The 17840-nt window shown below is 56.2% G+C and carries 16 protein-coding genes; 10 read left to right on the forward strand and 6 right to left on the reverse strand.

All coding sequences use genetic code 11. From position 1 onward, the window contains the following. Nucleotides 1-11: 11 nt before the first annotated feature. The 7 genes from JJB07_RS19360 to pyrE are packed head-to-tail and all read left to right on the forward strand — an operon-like array spanning nucleotide 12 to nucleotide 8713. A complete protein-coding gene (locus tag JJB07_RS19360) occupies nucleotides 12-1298 on the forward strand; it encodes a dihydroorotase (protein ID WP_201637735.1) in 1287 nt (428 codons plus the stop codon). A 32-nt stretch (nucleotides 1299-1330) separates the two neighbouring features. Then, nucleotides 1331-2413: a glutamine-hydrolyzing carbamoyl-phosphate synthase small subunit gene (carA, locus tag JJB07_RS19365; protein ID WP_201637736.1), complete on the forward strand. Its 1083-nt coding sequence runs from the start codon at nucleotides 1331-1333 to the stop codon at nucleotides 2411-2413. Between the two features lie 3 nt (nucleotides 2414-2416). Then, a complete protein-coding gene (gene carB, locus JJB07_RS19370; protein WP_201637737.1) occupies nucleotides 2417-5605 on the forward strand; it encodes a carbamoyl-phosphate synthase large subunit in 3189 nt (1062 codons plus the stop codon). Nucleotides 5606-5626: 21 nt separating this feature from the next. Beyond that, nucleotides 5627-6397 carry a dihydroorotate dehydrogenase electron transfer subunit gene (locus JJB07_RS19375; RefSeq protein ID WP_201637738.1) on the forward strand — a complete coding sequence of 257 codons (771 nt, stop codon included), beginning with the start codon at nucleotides 5627-5629 and terminating at the stop codon, nucleotides 6395-6397. Then, nucleotides 6394-7305, forward strand: coding sequence for a dihydroorotate dehydrogenase (locus JJB07_RS19380; protein WP_201637740.1), 912 nt, complete (start codon nucleotides 6394-6396; stop codon nucleotides 7303-7305). The genes JJB07_RS19375 and JJB07_RS19380 overlap by 4 nt, the downstream gene beginning before the upstream one ends. A gap of 35 nt (nucleotides 7306-7340) precedes the next feature. Further along, nucleotides 7341-8084 carry an orotidine-5'-phosphate decarboxylase gene (gene pyrF / locus JJB07_RS19385; protein WP_201637742.1) on the forward strand — a complete coding sequence of 248 codons (744 nt, stop codon included), beginning with the start codon at nucleotides 7341-7343 and terminating at the stop codon, nucleotides 8082-8084. After that, a complete protein-coding gene (pyrE, locus tag JJB07_RS19390) occupies nucleotides 8081-8713 on the forward strand; it encodes an orotate phosphoribosyltransferase (protein WP_236588235.1) in 633 nt (210 codons plus the stop codon). The genes pyrF and pyrE overlap by 4 nt, the downstream gene beginning before the upstream one ends. A 49-nt stretch (nucleotides 8714-8762) precedes the next feature. Here the strand turns inward: pyrE and JJB07_RS19395 are convergent, their stop codons facing one another. The 3 genes from JJB07_RS19395 to JJB07_RS19405 are packed head-to-tail and all read right to left on the reverse strand — an operon-like array spanning nucleotide 8763 to nucleotide 12273. Beyond that, complete coding sequence (locus JJB07_RS19395) at nucleotides 8763-9863, reverse strand: Ger(x)C family spore germination protein (RefSeq protein ID WP_201637743.1); 1101 nt, start codon at nucleotides 9861-9863, stop codon at nucleotides 8763-8765. Then, complete coding sequence (locus JJB07_RS19400; protein WP_201637745.1) at nucleotides 9860-10945, reverse strand: GerAB/ArcD/ProY family transporter; 1086 nt, start codon at nucleotides 10943-10945, stop codon at nucleotides 9860-9862. The genes JJB07_RS19395 and JJB07_RS19400 overlap by 4 nt, the downstream gene beginning before the upstream one ends. Further along, nucleotides 10942-12273, reverse strand: coding sequence for a spore germination protein (locus JJB07_RS19405; protein WP_201637746.1), 1332 nt, complete (start codon nucleotides 12271-12273; stop codon nucleotides 10942-10944). The genes JJB07_RS19400 and JJB07_RS19405 overlap by 4 nt, the downstream gene beginning before the upstream one ends. A 144-nt stretch (nucleotides 12274-12417) precedes the next feature. On the opposite strand from JJB07_RS19405, the gene JJB07_RS19410 reads away from it, so the two are divergent. Then, nucleotides 12418-12696, forward strand: a complete 279-nt coding sequence (locus JJB07_RS19410) for a late competence development ComFB family protein (protein ID WP_201637748.1) — start codon at nucleotides 12418-12420, stop codon at nucleotides 12694-12696. 90 nt (nucleotides 12697-12786) lie between these two features. Then, complete coding sequence (locus tag JJB07_RS19415) at nucleotides 12787-13473, forward strand: Crp/Fnr family transcriptional regulator (protein ID WP_201637750.1); 687 nt, start codon at nucleotides 12787-12789, stop codon at nucleotides 13471-13473. Between the two features lie 60 nt (nucleotides 13474-13533). Here the strand turns inward: JJB07_RS19415 and JJB07_RS19420 are convergent, their stop codons facing one another. The 3 genes from JJB07_RS19420 to JJB07_RS19430 form a co-directional block, all read right to left on the reverse strand. Then, a complete protein-coding gene (locus JJB07_RS19420) occupies nucleotides 13534-15636 on the reverse strand; it encodes a sensor domain-containing protein (protein WP_201637752.1) in 2103 nt (700 codons plus the stop codon). Between the two features lie 193 nt (nucleotides 15637-15829). Beyond that, nucleotides 15830-16537: a Type 1 glutamine amidotransferase-like domain-containing protein gene (locus JJB07_RS19425; protein WP_201637754.1), complete on the reverse strand. Its 708-nt coding sequence runs from the start codon at nucleotides 16535-16537 to the stop codon at nucleotides 15830-15832. Between the two features lie 109 nt (nucleotides 16538-16646). Next, complete coding sequence (locus JJB07_RS19430) at nucleotides 16647-16841, reverse strand: hypothetical protein (protein ID WP_201637756.1); 195 nt, start codon at nucleotides 16839-16841, stop codon at nucleotides 16647-16649. Between the two features lie 89 nt (nucleotides 16842-16930). Between JJB07_RS19430 and JJB07_RS19435 the strand changes: the two genes are divergently transcribed. After that, a complete protein-coding gene (locus tag JJB07_RS19435; RefSeq protein ID WP_201637758.1) occupies nucleotides 16931-17770 on the forward strand; it encodes an alpha/beta hydrolase in 840 nt (279 codons plus the stop codon). The last annotated feature ends 70 nt before the right edge of the window (nucleotides 17771-17840 follow it).

Consider the following 17840-nt stretch of genomic DNA (forward strand, 5'->3'; position numbering starts at 1 on the left):
AGGGATTTTTGATGGGCTTGTTGCTTAGAGGCGGTCGTGTGTTGAATTTGGAGAACGGTGAGCTCGAATCTCGCGATGTTCTCGTCGAGGGGAAAAAAGTCGCTCGCATCGCGAGCTCGATTGAGGCGGATGCACATGAGGTGGTGGACCTCGGAGGTCATGTGGTTCTGCCGGGCTTCATCGATATGCATGTTCATCTGCGTCAACCGGGGTTTGAGGGGAAGGAAACGATTGAGACCGGTTCGAAGGCAGCCGCTCGCGGCGGCTACACGAAGGTCGCGTGCATGCCGAACACCCGCCCGGTTTTGGATACTCCCGAATTGATGAAGTACGTGTATGACGTTGCACAGCGAGAGGGCTCTTGCTCGGTTCTGCCGTACGGCTCGATTTCGAAGGGGGAGCTTGGCGAGGAACTCACCGACATCGCCGCTCTTCGCGCCGCAGGCGCAGTGGGGATTACGGATGATGGGGTGGGGGTTCAGTCTTCGTCACTGATGCGCGAAGCGATGCGCATCGCCGCATCGCTCGATGTGCCGGTTGTGATTCACTCGGAGGACGAGGATCTGGCGAAGGATGGGTGCATGAACGAAGGCGTCGTTTCGAAGCGCTTGGGTCTGCCGGGGATTCCCGGATTGGCGGAGAGTGCCATGATTGCACGCGATATTCTACTGGCTCAAGAGACGGGGGCTCATCTGCATGTGTGCCACATCTCCGACGCTTGGTCGGTTGAACTGGTTCGCTGGGCGAAGTCCATGGGACTTCGCGTGACGACGGAGGTTACGCCGCATCACTTGTTGCTGACAGAGTCGATCATCGACGAAACCGACGGCGCCGACGCAAACATGAAGGTAAACCCGCCGCTTCGCACGGAATTGGATCGCCAAGCCTGCTTGAAAGGCTTGCTGGACGGCACGATCGACATGATCGCAACCGACCACGCTCCCCATATGGAGGAGGAGAAAAAACGCCCGTTCCGCACCGCTCCGTTCGGTTTCGTCGGTCTCGAGTTCGCTTTCCCGGTTCTGTACACCGAACTGGTTGAAAAAAGCAGTGCACTGTCGCTCCACGAACTCGTCAAAAAATTCGCCACCAATCCGGCAGATGTCTTCAAACTGAGCGGCGGTCGCATCGTCGAAGGCGAAGTCGCCGACATCACGGTCGTCGATTTGGAGAGTGAACGAGCCATCAACCCGGACGAGTTCTTCTCCAAGGGTCGCAACACGCCGTTCGCAGGCCAAAAAGCCAAGGGCTGGACGGTTCTCACCGTCAACGAAGGTCGAATCACGTACAAAGCGTAACAACACGAGTCTTACAGAAGGGTGGAGGAGCCATGAGAGCGAGATTGATTTTGGAAGACGGAACGGTCTTCGAAGGCGTAGCCTTCGGAGCAGAGGGCGAATCGTTTGGGGAGGTTGTGTTCAACACCGGCATGACCGGGTACCAGGAGGTTCTGACCGACCCGTCGTACTACGGACAGATCGTGACGATGACGTTCCCGCTGATCGGGAACTACGGCGTCAACGTCGATGACATCGAATCGGCTCACCCGCATGTGCGGGGGTTCGTCGTGCGCGAATGGGCCGAACATCCGAGCAACTGGCGCAACCGTGGCGACTTGGACGCCTACTTGAAACGCAACAACATTTTGGGCATCCACGGCATCGACACCCGCATGCTCACGAAAAAAATCCGTGTGCGCGGCACGATGGCAGGCGTCATCACAACGCTTGACACATCGGTCGAAGAGTACGTCTCAAAACTCAACACCGACAACTTGCTCCCGCGCGATCAAGTTGCTCGCGTGACGACGAAATCGACCTATCGTTGCCCCGGCGAACAACGCCGCATCGTAGCGATGGACTTCGGCATGAAGTCGGGCGTTCTGCGCTCGTTGGTCGCTCGCGGCTGTGACGTCACCGTCGTTCCGGCGCACACCAGCGCCGAAGAGATTCTGAACTGGGAGCCGCACGGCGTCATGCTGTCCAACGGCCCCGGCGACCCCGCCGACCTGCACGAGATCATCGAGACCGTGCGCGCACTGCTTGGAAAAGTGCCGATCTTCGGCATCTGCCTCGGGCACCAATTGATCTCGCTGGCGTGCGGAGCCAAGACCGACCGTCTGAAATTCGGCCACCGCGGCGCCAACCACCCGGTCAAAGACCTGCTGAACGGCCGCTGCTACATCACGTCCCAAAACCACGGCTATGTAGTCGTGCCCGAATCGCTCGAAGGGACAGGCCTTGAACTGACGCACATCAACCAAAATGACGGCTCCGTAGAGGGCGTCCAACATACGAAGTATCCGGCATTCTGCGTGCAGTACCACCCGGAAGCACGCCCGGGTCCGGACGATTCCGATTATCTGTTTGACCGTTTCATGGACATGATCGATAAGCACTGGGAGGCGAAGTAAACCATGCCGTTGCGCACAGACCTTAAGAAAATTCTCGTCATCGGTTCCGGCCCGATCATCATCGGCCAAGCGGCAGAGTTCGACTACGCAGGGACACAAGCCTGCCAATCCCTGCGCGAAGAAGGCATCGAAGTCGTCCTCGTGAACTCCAACCCGGCGACCATCATGACCGACCTCGACATGGCAGACAAAGTCTACGTCGAACCGCTCACTCCGGAATTCGTTGCTCAAATCATCCGCCAAGAACGCCCCGACGGCGTCCTCGCAACGCTCGGCGGTCAAACCGGCCTCAATCTCGCCGTCAAACTGCACGAGATGGGCGTGCTGCAAGAGGAAAAAGTCGAGCTGCTCGGCACTTCGCTCTCCTCGATCCAACAAGCCGAAGACCGTGAACAGTTCCGCGCCCTGATGCGCGAGCTCGGCGAACCGGTCCCGGAATCGGAAATCGTCAATACCTACGAAGAAGCGAAGGTGTTTGCCGAAGAACTGGGCTTCCCGATCATCATCCGTCCGGCGTACACGCTCGGCGGCTCGGGCGGCGGCATCGCCTCGAACTGGGCGGAGTACGAAGAGATCGTCAACCTCGGTTTGACACTCTCGCCGATCTCCCAAGTTCTCGTCGAGCGCTCCATCGCAGGCTTCAAGGAAGTCGAATACGAAGTCATGCGCGACAAAAACGACAACTGCATCGTCGTCTGCAACATGGAAAACTTCGACCCGGTCGGCATCCACACCGGAGACTCGATCGTCGTCGCGCCGTCGCAAACGCTCTCCGACCACGAATACCAGATGCTGCGCCACTCGTCGCTGAAAATCATCCGCGCCCTTGGCATCGAAGGCGGCTGCAACGTCCAATTCGCCCTCGACCCGCACAGCTTCAACTACTACTTGATCGAAGTCAACCCGCGCGTGTCCCGCTCGTCGGCACTCGCGTCGAAAGCAACGGGCTACCCGATCGCCAAAATCGCATCCAAGATCGCCGTCGGCTACACACTCGACGAAATCATCAACCCGGTTACGAAAAACACCTACGCGTGCTTCGAGCCGGCTCTCGACTACATCGTCACCAAGATCCCGCGCTGGCCGTTCGACAAGTTCATCTCCGCAAAGCGTGTGCTCGGTACTCAAATGAAAGCAACCGGCGAAGTCATGGCGATCGAGCGCACGTTCGAAGCGTCGCTCATGAAAGCCGTCCGTTCACTGGAAATCGGTCTCGACAGCCTCGACCTGCCGGGTGCAAACGAACTTTCCACCGAACAATTGGAGAAACGCCTGATCCACGCGGACGACGAGCGCCTGTTCCTCGTCGCCGAAGCTTTCAAGCGCGACTACACGATCGAGCAACTGCATGACCTGACCAAGATCGACCGCTGGTTCTTGCACAAAGTCCAAGGCATCGTCGCTCTCCTGAACGACATCGCCGCAAACGGACTGTCTGACGAAACCCTCACGCAAGCGAAAAAATGGGCGATCACGGACCGCACCATCGCACGATACGCCGGCACCACCGAAGACGAAATCTACGGCACCCGCAATCATCTCGGCCTGCGCCCGGTCTTCAAAATGGTCGACACCTGCGCCGCCGAATTCGAGTCGGCAACACCGTACTACTACTCCGCTTACGAGACGGAAGACGAAGTAGAAGACAACGACCGCAAAAAAGTCATCGTTCTCGGCTCCGGCCCGATTCGCATCGGCCAAGGCATCGAGTTTGACTACTGCTCCGTCCACGCCGTCTGGGGATTGAAAAAAGCCGGCTACGAATCGGTCATCATCAACAACAACCCGGAAACCGTCTCCACCGACTTCAACACCTCCGACCGTCTCTACTTCGAACCGCTTCACATCGAAGACGTCATGCATGTCATCGACCGCGAGAAGCCGGAGGGCGTCATCGTCCAGTTCGGCGGACAGACGGCGATCAACCTGGCCGCACCGCTCACCAAGCGCGGCGTGAAAATTCTCGGCACTCAACTGCAAGACATCGACCGCGCCGAAGACCGCGAGAAATTCGATCAACTGCTGACCGACCTGAACATCCCGCGCCCGCAAGGCCGCACCGTGTTCACCGTCGAAGCTGCCGTCGATGCGGCCAACCACATCGGCTACCCGGTCGTCGTCCGCCCGTCCTACGTGCTCGGCGGTCGTGCGATGGAGATCGTACACAGCGAGCAAGACCTGCTGTTCTACATGACCCACGCCGTCAAAGTCAGCTCCGAACATCCGATTCTCGTCGACTCGTACTTGACGGGACTGGAAGTGGAAGTCGATGCGATCTCGGACGGAGAGAACGTCCTGATCCCGGGCATCATGGAACACGTCGAACGCGCAGGCGTTCACTCCGGCGACTCCATCGCCGTCTACCCGACCCAGCGACTCTACCCGCACTTGAAGGAAGAGATCATCGAATACACGACCCGCATCGCCCGCGCCCTCAATGTCAAAGGGCTGCTGAACATCCAATACGTCGTTTCCAAAGACAAAGTCTACATCATCGAAGTCAACCCGCGTTCATCGCGCACGGTGCCGTTCCTCTCGAAGATCACCGGCGTTCCGATGGTCGATGTCGCCACCAAGATCATCTTCGGCGAATCCTTGACCCAGCAAGGCTACGAGCCGGGTCTCTGGCCGGAGCCGACAAACAACGTCGCGGTCAAAGTTCCGGTGTTCTCTTTTGCCAAACTTCGTCGCGTCGATGTCACGCTCGGCCCGGAAATGAAATCGACCGGCGAAGTCATGGGCCAAGACACGACGTTTGCAAAAGCGCTCTACAAAGGCCTGCTCGCAGGCGGCATCAACATCCCGGACCACGGCACGATCATCGCCACCATCGCAGACAAAGACAAGGAGGAAGCCCTCCCGATCCTGCGCGGCTACTACCACCTGGGCTTCAAATTCGTCGCCACCGCAGGAACTGCGAAAATTCTGCGTGACAACGGCATCCAAGTCACCGAAGTTAACAAGCTCCAAGAAGGCGAGAACACGCTGGTCGATCTGATCCGCCGCGGCGAAAGCGACATGGTCATCAACACCCTGACCAAAGGAAAAGACGTCACCCGCGACGGATTCCGCATCCGACGCGAAGCAGTGGAACACGGCATCCCGTGCCTGACGTCGCTCGACACCGCTCAAGCGATGCTCGACGTCTTGAGCTCGATCAAATTCTCCACCCGACCGCTGCAAAAAAACTAGAGAAAAAAGGGGCGTGAGAGCATGGCACGGCTGACCATCCTCGAACACCGCGAGATCGCGGACAACATGCGCTGGCTGGCGTTTGAAGCACCTCAAGACCTGCACTACCAACCGGGACAATTCCTGCACATCCGCGTAACCGACGGGGTAGACCACCTGCTCCGTCGCCCGATCTCTCTGTGCAAAGTCGACGGGGGCCGCCAAGTCCTCGCCGTCGCGTACCGAGTCGGAGGCAAAGGCACCAAACTGCTCGCCGCCAAAAACGTCGGCGACACGCTCGACGTCCTCGGACCGCTCGGCAAAGGCTTCCAACTCCATGACGGAGACTCTCACGCGATTCTCATCGGCGGCGGCATCGGCGTGCCCCCGATGGTGGAACTTGCAGACCAACTCCACCAAAAGGGCGTCAAAGTCACCACCATCGTCGGCTTCCAATCGAAAAACGTCTCGATCCTCATCGACGACTTAAAAAAATACGGCGACGTCCTCATCGCCACCAACGACGGAACGCTCGGCCTCCAAGGTTTTGTCACCGACTACATGACAGACGAACTGCTTTCCTCCGCAGACCGCTTCTACGCCTGCGGACCCACCCCGATGCTTCGCGCCGTCCAAGCCAAGATGGCAGGCCGAGTCGAAGGCTACCTGTCTCTCGAAGAACGCATGGGCTGCGGCATCGGCGCTTGCATGGCGTGCGTCACGTCCTGCCAACTCCCGGACGGCAGCATCGGCTTCAAAAAAGTTTGCAAGGACGGCCCTGTCTTCCCAGCACCGGAGGTGTACTTCGCATGATCGATCTGTCTGTCAACATCGGCTCGCTCAAATTGAAAAACCCCGTCATGCCCGCATCCGGTTGCTTCTCGTTTGGCAAGGAATACGCCGACTTCTACGACCTCTCGCAACTTGGCGCGATCACCGTAAAAGCCACAACGCTCGAACCGCGCCTCGGCAACCCGACCCCGCGCGTCGCCGAAACTCCGGGCGGGATGCTCAACGCCATCGGCTTGCAAAACCCCGGCGTCGAAAAAGTCATCGCCGAAGAACTCCCGCACCTGCGCAAGTACGACATCCCGGTCATCGTCAACGTCGCCGGCACGACGGTCGAAGACTACGTAGCGGTCACCGAACGCCTCATGGATTCCGCAGACGTCGATGCGATTGAAGTGAACATCTCCTGCCCGAACGTCAAGTGCGGCGGCATCCAATTCGGCACCGACCCGGCGCAAGCAGCCCACGTCACCGAATCGATCAAAAAAGTCTCCAAAGTCCCCGTCATCGTCAAGCTCTCCCCGAACGTCACCGACATCGTCGCGATGGCAAAAGCGGTGGAAGCCGCCGGCGCCGATGCGATCTCGATGATCAACACGCTGGTCGGCATGAGCATCGACCTGCACAAAAAAAGACCGCTCATCGCCAACGGCGTCGGCGGCCTCTCCGGACCGGCGGTCAAACCGGTCGCCGTGCGCATGACCTACCAAGTGGCGCAAGCGATCAACATCCCGATCATCGGCATGGGGGGCATCATGGACGGCGAGGACGCCATCGAATTCCTGATGGCCGGCGCAACGGCAGTCGCAATCGGCACCGCGAACTTCGTCAACCCGATGGCCTGCCCGGAGATCATCGAAGGCATTCAAACCTACTGCGAGCAAAACGGCGTAGCGAACGTACGAGACCTCGTCGGCGTCGCTTGGAAATAGCGTGCCTGCGGCACGAAGAACGGGAGAGATCACGAATGACCACGCAAAGCCCCGCTGAGAAAATTTTCGTCGCCCTCGACTACGACAACATGGACGACGCCCTGCGTCTCGCCGACCGCCTCGGCGATACGATTCGCACGATGAAAGTCGGATTGCAACTCTTTTTCAAAAGCGGCCCGGTCATTCTCGACCGCCTGCATGATATGGGCTTCCAAGTGTTCATGGACTGCAAATTCCACGACATCCCGAACACCGTTGCAGGCGCATCCGATTCTGTGACTTCGCACGGCGTCTACATGTTCAACGTCCACGTCGGCGGAGGAGTCGAGATGATGCGCCGCGCCAAGCAAGCGGCGATCACCCGTGCCGAATCCCTCGGCATCGCCGTCCCGAAAGTGATCGGCGTCACCCAATTGACTTCAACCACGCAAAGCGTCATGAACGACGAAATCGGCATCCTCGGCGACGTTGGCGAGTCTGTGATTTCCTACGCGCGACTCGCTCAGCAAGCCGGACTCGACGGTGTCGTAGCGTCCGGGCACGAAATTCAAGGAATCCGCGAAGCTTGCGGTTCCGACTTCTTGACCGTCATCCCCGGCATCCGCCCGACTTGGGCGGAGGCGAACGACCAAGCGCGCATCATGACGCCGACCGAAGCCCTGCGCGCAGGTGCATCCTATCTCGTCATCGGACGTGCCATTACGCATGCTGACGACCCGCGCGCCGCAGCACTGCGCATACTCGAAGAAGTTCAAGCATCGGAGGGAGCCATCTCATGACCACCAGACCCATCGGAGACAAAATCGCCAAAGCCCTGCTCGACATCCAAGCTGTCGCACTCAAACCGCACGACCCGTTCATCTGGTCCTCGGGACTGCGTTCGCCGATCTACTGCGACAACCGTTTGACGATCTCCTACCCGGAAATTCGCGACATGATCGCGGACGGTTTCGTGGAATTGATCAAGGAACAATTCGGCGACGTCGACGTGATCGCCGGAGCGGCCACGGGCGGTGTTCCGCACGCAGCATGGGTTGCGCAGAAACTCGGAAAACCGATGATCTACGTCCGTTCTTCCGCCAAAAAGCACGGCACCGGCAACATGGTCGAAGGCGTGCTGCGTGAAGGCCAAACGGTCGTCATCATCGAAGACCTGATCTCCACGGGAGGCTCCTCGCTCAACGTCGTCGAAGGCGTTCGCCAAGCAGGGGGCACCGTCGCCGGCGTCGCCGCGATCTTCTCCTATGAATTCCAGAAAGCCGTCGAGAACTTCCAAGCAGCCGATTGCAAATTCGCAACGCTGTCTTCCTACTCCAAATTGCTTCCCATCGCAGTCCAAGAGAACTACGTCACCGCCGACGACCTCGAGCTTCTCCGCAAGTGGAAGGACGCACCGGACCAGTTCTAATCTAAAAAGTATCGAAAAAAAACCCCTTCACGCACGAAGGGGTTTTTTCTCATTCTATCGAGCCGGAACCTCGAGATTCTACGCTCACATTCACGTTGAAGCTAATTTTTTTGTACATCGCTTTCCAATCTTTCACTTCTTGTTCCATCTCGTCCCAGTGCGTCGCACGATACAGCAACCCGAACTCGTAGGGGTCGAGGTTTTCGTCACGGAACCTTGTCAACAAGTTTTCCACTTTTTTCTTGAAATCCTTGGAGAGCAGACGTTCCACCTCGTGCATTTCGCTTTCGTTCACTCGGCCGCGACCCACGCGCTCGACGATGGTGCCGCTCAACTTGACATCCACTTGGGCGGTCGGTTTTGGCGATGATTCCAGACGCCGTTTGATCTTGACTTGGTCCACATGGAACACGTACTTTCGGTCCCCCTCCGGAATTACGTATTCGTATTTGTTTTGGGTATGTGTGAGCGTGTTAAACAGTCGCGTTTCCTCAGGAGAGAGCTTGAGTGCGGCTTTTTTGCCGTCCATAACATAGGCGCTGTCGATGATGAAGTGGCCTTTGCGCGCTTGGATGAGCGGCAAGACGGGAGAACTGCCGGGTTCCTCGTTGCTGCGGTAGAAATCAAACAAATAGCGGGAGACGGTAAACTCCGATTCCACCCCGATCTGTCCAAACGAGAGGAACAGCGCATTGGAGGGGAGGCGTTCGAAACTCGGTCGGACATTCAACGCCCGTTCGGCACTGGGGGTAACGACACCCACCCAGGCGATTCGTTGCAAGAACCGAGTGCGAATTGCCCAATTCAGCACATCGGTGTAGTCCTTCTTGGCCAGCGACTCGCCGATCATCAGCATCTTGGCATGACCGAAATCAAACTCTTTGTCCACGTTGGCTTTCAGACGCTGAATGGCGTTGGAGATCGTGCTGTCGTCGACACCGTAGACTTCAAAGTCCTCCTTGCCCATTTGTACCTGACCGCGCGGGATCGCGACTTTCACGGAGACGTGAAACGTTTTTTCCGGGTCACTCGATTTGTCGACTCCTATTGAAACGACGAAAAACCGCTTGTCGATGTCCTTAAACTCACAGCCGCTGAGAACCAAGGAGGAGCAGAGGAGCAACACGAACAAGACCTTCTGCCATTTCATGACGATTTCTTCCACCTCCTTACGCCGTACATCACGACGGCGACCAATGAGATCTCGGCAAATAGACGAAAGGTCAGCCAGCGCGTCGCAAAACTGTACATCTCATGCTCGTTGCCCAGCACTTTTTGCAAGGCCAAGGTTAGGAGAAAAAAAACGCCCAAGACGATCTGACGGCGTCTTTTCTTCGGCATCGAAAACAGACTGTCGAACAGTTGGCAGCCGACATGCCAGTGGACGATCGTGGAGATGGTCGACAGGGCCAAGTAGAGGATCAAGAACGGACCCAACACGCGCTCAATGAAGAAAAACTCCATGCGCATCGCATCGGCGGTGGCGACCCACGGGAACGAATAGTGCTCGACCGAATACGACCCGAGAAATCCAATGGGGATCAGGAACGAGGTCATGATGATCGAAAAGCCGAGCAGACCCATGATCAGATAATGAATCTTGCGCAAACGGGCCGGAAAACTGCGGGAGAAAATCAACATGTTCGTATACCCGGAAAACACATACGTCGTCGCGCCGATTCCCTTCAGACTGGGAGCGTTCCACGTATGGGTTATGACGTCCGTGACCTCGATCCAATTCATGGTCTTGGAGAACAACGACTTGCCGAGCAAAAACACGACCAATGGCACGACGACGATGAAGACCACTTCCACCCCGTACATCAACAGATCGGACTCCATATAGCTCACCCCGACCACCAAAAGCAACAATATGCCGAGGATCAGCATCGACGACGTCTCCGGGGAGAGGAAGCGGCGCGTCATCTCGGTGTAGGAAATCAGACTCGTCGCGCCCGCCGTCATCCAAAACAAACCGAGCAGAACGGTATAGGGCACACGAAACCACGTCGGGTAGGCGTTTTGCAGAACTTTGGGCAGGGTGAAGTGGTCGATTTTTTTCAACTGCATCGTGAACAAAATCAACAACGTCATCCCGATCAGAACCGATGCCACGGCAGAACTCATCCCGCCGCGAAAACGCTCTTCGATCAACACATGAGGGACGAACATCGTGACATTGGTCAGCATGTTTAAGCTGACGAGGTAGAAAAAGTAGCGATTTTCTCTCACGACTTATCTCCTTTACGAAACAGCTTTACGTAAGGGGTGCCAAGCGTTGTGATGCTGGACACGTAGAACGCGAGCGCCATCAAGCCGACCATCATGCCGAAGAAACCGAACAACGTCGACAACAAAAGCAACGGATACTTGACCACACGAATCGTAAAACTCATCGAGTTGATCGGGATGACGAAGTTCGAGATGGCGACGACAGACACGATGATGATCATGATGTTGCTGACCAAGCCGGCCTCGGTGGCAGCTTGTCCGAGAATCAAACCGCCGACGGTGGTGGCCGTCGGTCCGATGGCGCGTGGCAAGCGGATACTTGCCTCTGCCAGAAACTCCATCATCAGCAGCATGAACAGCACTTCCAGATAGGATGGATACGGGACGGCTGCGCGAGACGACGCGATGGAAAACGCCAGTTGGACGCGTACGAACTCCGGGTTGTACGACGTGATGACCACATACAACGACGGCATGATCAACGTCAGCGCCAAACCGATATAACGCAACGTCAGCAGGAACCTCCCGACTACGTTCTGAAAATATAAATCATCCATCGAACTGAAGAAATCGGAGAAAATGGACGGCGTGATCAAGGCGAATCCCGCCTTGTCGGTGAGCAGTGCAAGTTTTCCTTTGGAAATATTATGAACCGTGCGGTCCGGGCGTTCCGTGGACAACATCGTGGGGAAGAGGTGGAGTTTGCGCGGGTCGAGCAATTTCTCCAACTGGCCCGCCGCTTGCAACATATCGGTGTCGATGGTGTTCAGTTTATGGCGAATCTCTTCAATCTGTTTTTCGATGGCCCGTTCTCGGTCGTACACGAGGGCGATTTTGGTCTTGGACTGTTTGCCGACGGTGAACATCTCCACGCGCAGGGTCGGAGATTGGTAGCGGGCACGCAACATGTTAAGGCTTGTTTCGAGATTTTCGGTTAGCGCGTCTTGCGGACCCTGCACGACCGTTTCCACATTCGCTTCCGTTACCCCGGAGGAGGATTGCAGAGCGGCTTCGAACAAATAGAGCCTCTCACCGAGAAAGACCGCGACATAGCCGTCCAATAACTTGTCGGTTACGCCGCTCAGATGAACTCCGATTGAACTGTCGGGGAACGAGAGCAGGAAATTGCCAAACTCCTGCTCAGAGCGTAATTCCCAAAACGGCATGATCAGAAATCGTTGGACCTTCTGAGGGTCGCAGAGTGTTTTCAAATAGAGAAGTCGGGCCGTAAGGGTTCCACACGTCATCTCACGGTCTTCCACATCGGACGATTGGGCGAGGCCGTCGCGCAAGGTTTGCTTCAGTTGCTCATAATCCGACTTTCGCATACGGATCGCTCCTTTCGATGGGCTTTTGAATAGTATGCGTCAAGGGAGGAGAATTATGGAGGCGGGGCGAATCTTTGTTATATCCATTTAGATTCACATCTCCAAGCACTTTACTTAACACCCTAAGGACAGCGGGGGAAACCGATGAAAGTGGTCAATCTCATGGAGCGAGTCGTCGAGGCCGCGTTGGAACAACAATGGAAGCATCTGCGCATGCCTTGCGATTGCGAGATTTGCAAAAACGACGTGCTTGCCCTCACCCTCAATGCACTGCCCACGCGATATGTTTCCAATGACAGGGGACGCATGATCGTGCAAGCCCGGATGATGGATGAACAGTACCAAGCGGATGTATTGCGGGAAATGTCTCTCGCTTCAGAAGTTGTCGCGAAGAAACCTTCCCATACGATTGAGAATAGTTGAGAATCCCTGTTGCAGGACTCCCTTAGTTGTGTTACTTTAGAAAGTGAAGCGACACTTCGAAACAAACTAAGGATGGGGAGGGCAGTCAATATGAGTGAAATATGTGAAATCTGTTCCCTCAAGACATATGAGCTGTTTAAGGATTTGAATGAGGAAGAACTGGACCAACTCGGGCGTGGCAGCACTCCGACGATGGTACCGAAGCGAGAGTACATCTTCACCCCGGATGAGCCGAGCAACCAGATCTACATGTTGAAGTCCGGCCGAGTCCGCATCTCTCGTCTCTCCGAGACGGGCAAGCATTTCACGTTGGTTATCTTGGAGCCGGGAGACATCTTCGGCGAGAGTGCTCTGTTTGACGACGAACCGCGTCGCAATTTTGCAGAAGCGCTCGATGATGCGCAGATCTGCATGATCGACAAGCGCGAATTCGAAAAAGTCGCCCTGAGCAACCCGAGCGTTTCGCTCAAAATTGCGCAAATCGTCGAGCATCGCTTGACGGAAGCGCAAGAGCAGATTGAGAACTTGGTTTTCTACGACGTGCAAACTCGACTCGCCCGCCTGCTTTTGAAGTTGGCCGACATCCACGGCGAACGCGTCGAACACGGCGTGCAGATCGGGATCAAACTGACTCACGAGGACATCGCTTCGCTGATCGGTTCGACCCGGGAGACCACGTCCAAGATTCTCAACGAATTCAAAGCCCACGGCTGGATCGACGTCAAGAAACGCCAGATCATCTTGCTCGACCAGAAAGTCTTGGCGGAGATGAAGTAGAACATATGCAAAAAGCCCCCTGCGTCTTGCGCGCAAGAGGGCTTTTTTTTGTGGTATGCATTACGGCAGCCAAGACTGCATCAATTGTTCCAGCATCTGAGCGGGCAGGGGGCGGGAGAACAGGTAGCCTTGCATCTCGAAACAGCCGAGGCGATGCAAATAGGTTTGCTGATCTTCCGTCTCGACACCTTCCACGATCAAGTCGAGCTTGAGGGAGTTCGCCATCGCGATGATCGCCGAGACGATCGAAGCGTCGTCCGGGTCGCTGGTGATGTCGGTGATGAAGGAACGGTCGATTTTGAGCTTGTGGATCGGGAATTTCTTGAGATAGCTCAGCGACGAGAACCCCGTTCCGAAATCGTCGATGGAGATCTGGATGCCGAGGTTGACCAGACGTTCCAATTTGGCGACGACTTGCTCGACGTTGTTCATCGCGATGCTTTCCGTGATCTCCAATTCCAGATAGCGTGGCTCCAATCCGGTTTCCTCGAGAATTTGTTGGATCGTCTCGACCAAGTTCGGCTCTTGGAATTGGATCAGTGACAGGTTGACCGCCATGCGCATCGGTTTGCGGCCTTCTTGGAGCCAGCGTTGGCCGTCTTCGCACGCTTTGCGCAACACCCATTCGCCGATCGGAACGATCAGGCCGGTCTCTTCGGCAAGCGGAATGAAGTGAATCGGAGAAAGCAGGCCGCGGTGCGGATGTTGCCAGCGCACCAACGCTTCCATGCCGGTGATCTGCCCGGTGGAGACGTTCACTTGCGGCTGGTAGTGGAGGAGGAATTCGTCACGGTCGATCGCTTTGCGCAGTTCGCGCTCCAATTGCAGGTGTTGAATCGCGTCTTCGTTCATGACGTCGGTGTAGAGTTGGTAGTTGTTCTTGCCGTGTTCTTTGATGCGATACATGGCGATGTCGGCGTTTTTCATCAATGTATCGGCATCGAGGCCGTTCTCGGGATAGAGCGCGATGCCAATCGACGTGGTAATGTGAACTTCGTGACCGTCCACGACCAGCGGTTTGCGCACGACTTCCATGATTCGCTTCGACATGGCCACGGCGCAGTCTGGACCTTTGACGGTCGGCAACAGCAACGTGAACTCGTCACCGCCCATGCGGCAGAGCGTGTCCTGCTCGCCCACGCAAGATTGCAAGCGCTCGGAGACGGCTTGCAGCACATGGTCGCCAAACGCATGACCGAGCGAGTCGTTGATGACTTTGAATCGGTCGAGGTCGATGAACAGCACGGCGAGTTTTTGATCAGGGTTCGTTTCCGCCGTTTCGATGGTCTCCGTCAGCCGTTGACGGAACAGGCGGCGGTTGGGGAGATCGGTCAGGCAGTCGGTGAACGCCATATGGTTGATGATGCGCTCTGCTCGTTTTTGTTCGGTGATGTCTTTGGCGATACAGAAGTATCCGATCACCTCGCCCTCCACTTCGATCGGCAGGTTGATGACGGAGAGATCGACCTGATGGCCCAGTTTGTGGGTGATCGTCGCTTCCACCTCTTGCTTCTCGGTAGGGTGGTTTGCGTAATGGTTCAGCACCGAGAGATCCTTGAGCTCCGGCAACAACAAAATCGTGTGGTCACGGTAGAGCAGCTCTTCCGGTGTGTATCCGGAGATGCGTTCCACAGCCGGGTTGAGCTCGGTGAAACGCCCTTGGAGGTCGACGGAGTAGATGGCGTTGGGGTTGTTTTCAAACAGGGATTTGTATCGCTGCTCGCTGACTTTGAGCAGACGTTCGTTGGCTTTGCGGTCGGCGATGTTGCGCATGATGCAGGCATAGGAACTGATCTCACCAGATTCGTTTCGAATCGGGGTGAGGGTTTCGCTTGCAGTGAACATCGAGCCGTCCTTGCGCTTGCGTACGGCTTCGCTGGCCAACCCGGAAAACGACTGCTCTTGCAGGCCTTTTAAAAACTCTTGCACATGCGGTTCGGGGACAAAGGGCAAAAACTTGCCGATTGCTTCCTCTGCCGTCCAACCCAAAATATGTTCAAACGTGTCGTTCACACGTATGATGTGCCCCGTGAGGTCGATGACGATAAACGCCACGGTGGAGTTATTGACGAACGCCTCGAACTGTTCCTTCATCGCGCGAAGTTCGGTTTCCATACGTCTGAATTCTTCCGCATGATCCTTCTCGGCTGACAACACGTCCATTCCCCCCTCTATAGTCTAGATGTCTTCCTCTAGTGCTTCGACATTCGTAGGGAAAATCATGCCGATACTTCGTACATTTACAAAATAATTAGCAAACGGAAAATCTAGATTTACGGGAGTTTCGATTTTTTTTACGAATTCCGTATTGAATCGAAAAAAAGGAACTGTCACCAAGGGGGACAGTTCCTCTTTTTTAACCAAGATACACCGGCTGCAACGCTTCTTCCACAACTTCACCCTCCACAAGCGTTACGCGATAGGCTTTCGCTTCGGGGCGGGAGGAGATGATTTGGTGCAGGTCGGTGCCGATGTAGTGCAGGCCGACCCCGTCGTCGGCGGCGAGGCCGGGGGAGATGAGTCCTTCGCGCAATTGACGATGGTAGGTGGGGCGGCGGTCTGCTTCACCGTCGTAGTGCGGACAGTTGCTGCCGGAGAGGAAGCCCAAGCAGTTCATGTAATGCAACTGCTTCGGAATCACCGAGTCTGTTACGCCTTCTTCGAACCAGCAGATCGAACCGGCACTCAATCCGGCGAGCACGACGCCTTGCTCCCAGGCTTTGCGCAGAATTTTGTCGATGCCCCATTCCTTCCACAGCACGATCATGTTCCGCGTATTCCCGCCCCCCACATAGATAACGTCTTGGGAAAGCAGGTACTCTTCAAAATCGTTCGTCCCCGGATGGTGATGGAACAGCGACAGATGATTCGGCTCACAATTCAACGTGTTCATCGACGTATAGAACCGCTCCGTATAATCTATCGAATCTCCGCTCGCTGTCGGAACGAAACAAACCTTCGGCCGCTCCTTGCCGGACTGCGCCAGTACGTACTCATCGAGCAACAGATTGTCCGGCTCCATCGAGAACCCGCCGCCGCCCATGGCGATGATTTGCTTTTTCATATGGATTCGTCCCTCCAATCATTTCCACCATCATACCAGAGACAAATCGTTTTGGGAATTGTACGACAGTTTCACCCATCGTATAATGAGAGCAACTACGGTTTCCTCATCAAGACGCCTCTGCCACACGCTCTCTCGTGCTTTTCGGCACACGGTGGCGCACGACTCGGACTTTATGGGTCACGGGTTTCTTGTTCGTGTTGCGAAACTGAGTGAACAAGAACAAGAGTCCGACGCATTCGGCGAGGTTGCCGACGACGCTCAAGGTGTCGCGTAGGAGGGTGAACCAGTTATGGTCCTCCATCTGGGGTTCCCTCCTTTCCGATTTCGAGGTTTTGTTGTCGATTGTATGTCGAGTGGACAGTCGACAGAACATAGAGGAGGCTAATTGAGATGACTTTGCATACACAGACCTTCCCCGCAGGGGATGCCTCTACGCGTTCAGTCCCGCTGACGGTCGTTCTGGTACACGGCGCAGGTGAACACAGCGGGAGATACGGGCATGTACTGGAAAAACTGAACGCCCACGGAATCTCCGTCATCACCGGCGACCTGCCTGGACACGGTCGTTCCGGAGGCATCTCGGGACACGTGGAAACGTTCGATGAATATTTGGACGCCGTCTCGGAATGGATGAGACTCGCCGAACAACAAAGCGGTCCCCAAGGCCATGTGATGATCGTCGGTCACAGCATGGGCGGTCTCGTCACGTCGCGCTACCTGCAAGAACGCGGCGAACAGCACTCGACTCTCATCGGCGCCGTGCTCTCCTCTCCCTGCCTCAAACTCGTCATCGAAGTGCCCGCTTGGAAAAAAAGCCTCGCCAACCTGCTCAACTCGCTGGCCCCGCGACTGCGCATGGCAAGCGGCATCAAACCGTCAGACGTCTCGCGCCACCCTACGGTGGTCAGCCAATACGGAAGCGACCCGCTGATGGGCACCAAAGTTTCCGTGCGCTGGTTCCACGAGCTCAACGCCGCGATGGAACAAGCCGTCACCAAAGCCGACTCCATCTCGATCCCGCTCCTCGTCATGCAAGCGGGTCAAGACCGCCTCGTCGACGCCAACATCGCACCGGTCTTCTACAACAAATTGCCTGCCCACGATCTGAACAAGTTCGTGCCGTACCACAACCTCTACCACGAACTTTTCAACGAACCGGAGCGCGATGAAGTTTTGGAGACGACTGTGGAGTGGCTGACGTCTTGTCAAAATGCAGCCGTCGGCATGTAGTATGCGAGATCAAGCCGTAGGCACATCTGTGCCACGGCTTTTTTTGTTCAGACAGCAGAGTTTTCCGTGG

Origin of the sequence: Tumebacillus amylolyticus (assembly GCF_016722965.1) — a bacterium.
Classification (GTDB): domain Bacteria; phylum Bacillota; class Bacilli; order Tumebacillales; family Tumebacillaceae; genus Tumebacillus; species Tumebacillus amylolyticus.

What these genes read in the sequence shown, in the direction of transcription:
- JJB07_RS19360 (WP_201637735.1), top strand. Translation starts at nt 12, where the DNA reads ATGGGCTTGTTGCTTAGAGGCGGTCGTGTGTTGAATTTGGAGAACGGT.
- carA (WP_201637736.1), top strand. Translation starts at nt 1,331, where the DNA reads ATGAGAGCGAGATTGATTTTGGAAGACGGAACGGTCTTCGAAGGCGTA.
- carB (WP_201637737.1), top strand. Translation starts at nt 2,417, where the DNA reads ATGCCGTTGCGCACAGACCTTAAGAAAATTCTCGTCATCGGTTCCGGC.
- JJB07_RS19375 (WP_201637738.1), top strand. Translation starts at nt 5,627, where the DNA reads ATGGCACGGCTGACCATCCTCGAACACCGCGAGATCGCGGACAACATG.
- JJB07_RS19380 (WP_201637740.1), top strand. Translation starts at nt 6,394, where the DNA reads ATGATCGATCTGTCTGTCAACATCGGCTCGCTCAAATTGAAAAACCCC.
- pyrF (WP_201637742.1), top strand. Translation starts at nt 7,341, where the DNA reads ATGACCACGCAAAGCCCCGCTGAGAAAATTTTCGTCGCCCTCGACTAC.
- pyrE (WP_236588235.1), top strand. Translation starts at nt 8,081, where the DNA reads ATGACCACCAGACCCATCGGAGACAAAATCGCCAAAGCCCTGCTCGAC.
- JJB07_RS19395 (WP_201637743.1), bottom strand. Translation starts at nt 9,863, where the DNA reads ATGAAATGGCAGAAGGTCTTGTTCGTGTTGCTCCTCTGCTCCTCCTTG.
- JJB07_RS19405 (WP_201637746.1), bottom strand. Translation starts at nt 12,273, where the DNA reads ATGCGAAAGTCGGATTATGAGCAACTGAAGCAAACCTTGCGCGACGGC.
- JJB07_RS19410 (WP_201637748.1), top strand. Translation starts at nt 12,418, where the DNA reads ATGAAAGTGGTCAATCTCATGGAGCGAGTCGTCGAGGCCGCGTTGGAA.
- JJB07_RS19415 (WP_201637750.1), top strand. Translation starts at nt 12,787, where the DNA reads ATGAGTGAAATATGTGAAATCTGTTCCCTCAAGACATATGAGCTGTTT.
- JJB07_RS19420 (WP_201637752.1), bottom strand. Translation starts at nt 15,636, where the DNA reads ATGGACGTGTTGTCAGCCGAGAAGGATCATGCGGAAGAATTCAGACGT.
- JJB07_RS19425 (WP_201637754.1), bottom strand. Translation starts at nt 16,537, where the DNA reads ATGAAAAAGCAAATCATCGCCATGGGCGGCGGCGGGTTCTCGATGGAG.
- JJB07_RS19430 (WP_201637756.1), bottom strand. Translation starts at nt 16,841, where the DNA reads ATGGAGGACCATAACTGGTTCACCCTCCTACGCGACACCTTGAGCGTC.
- JJB07_RS19435 (WP_201637758.1), top strand. Translation starts at nt 16,931, where the DNA reads ATGACTTTGCATACACAGACCTTCCCCGCAGGGGATGCCTCTACGCGT.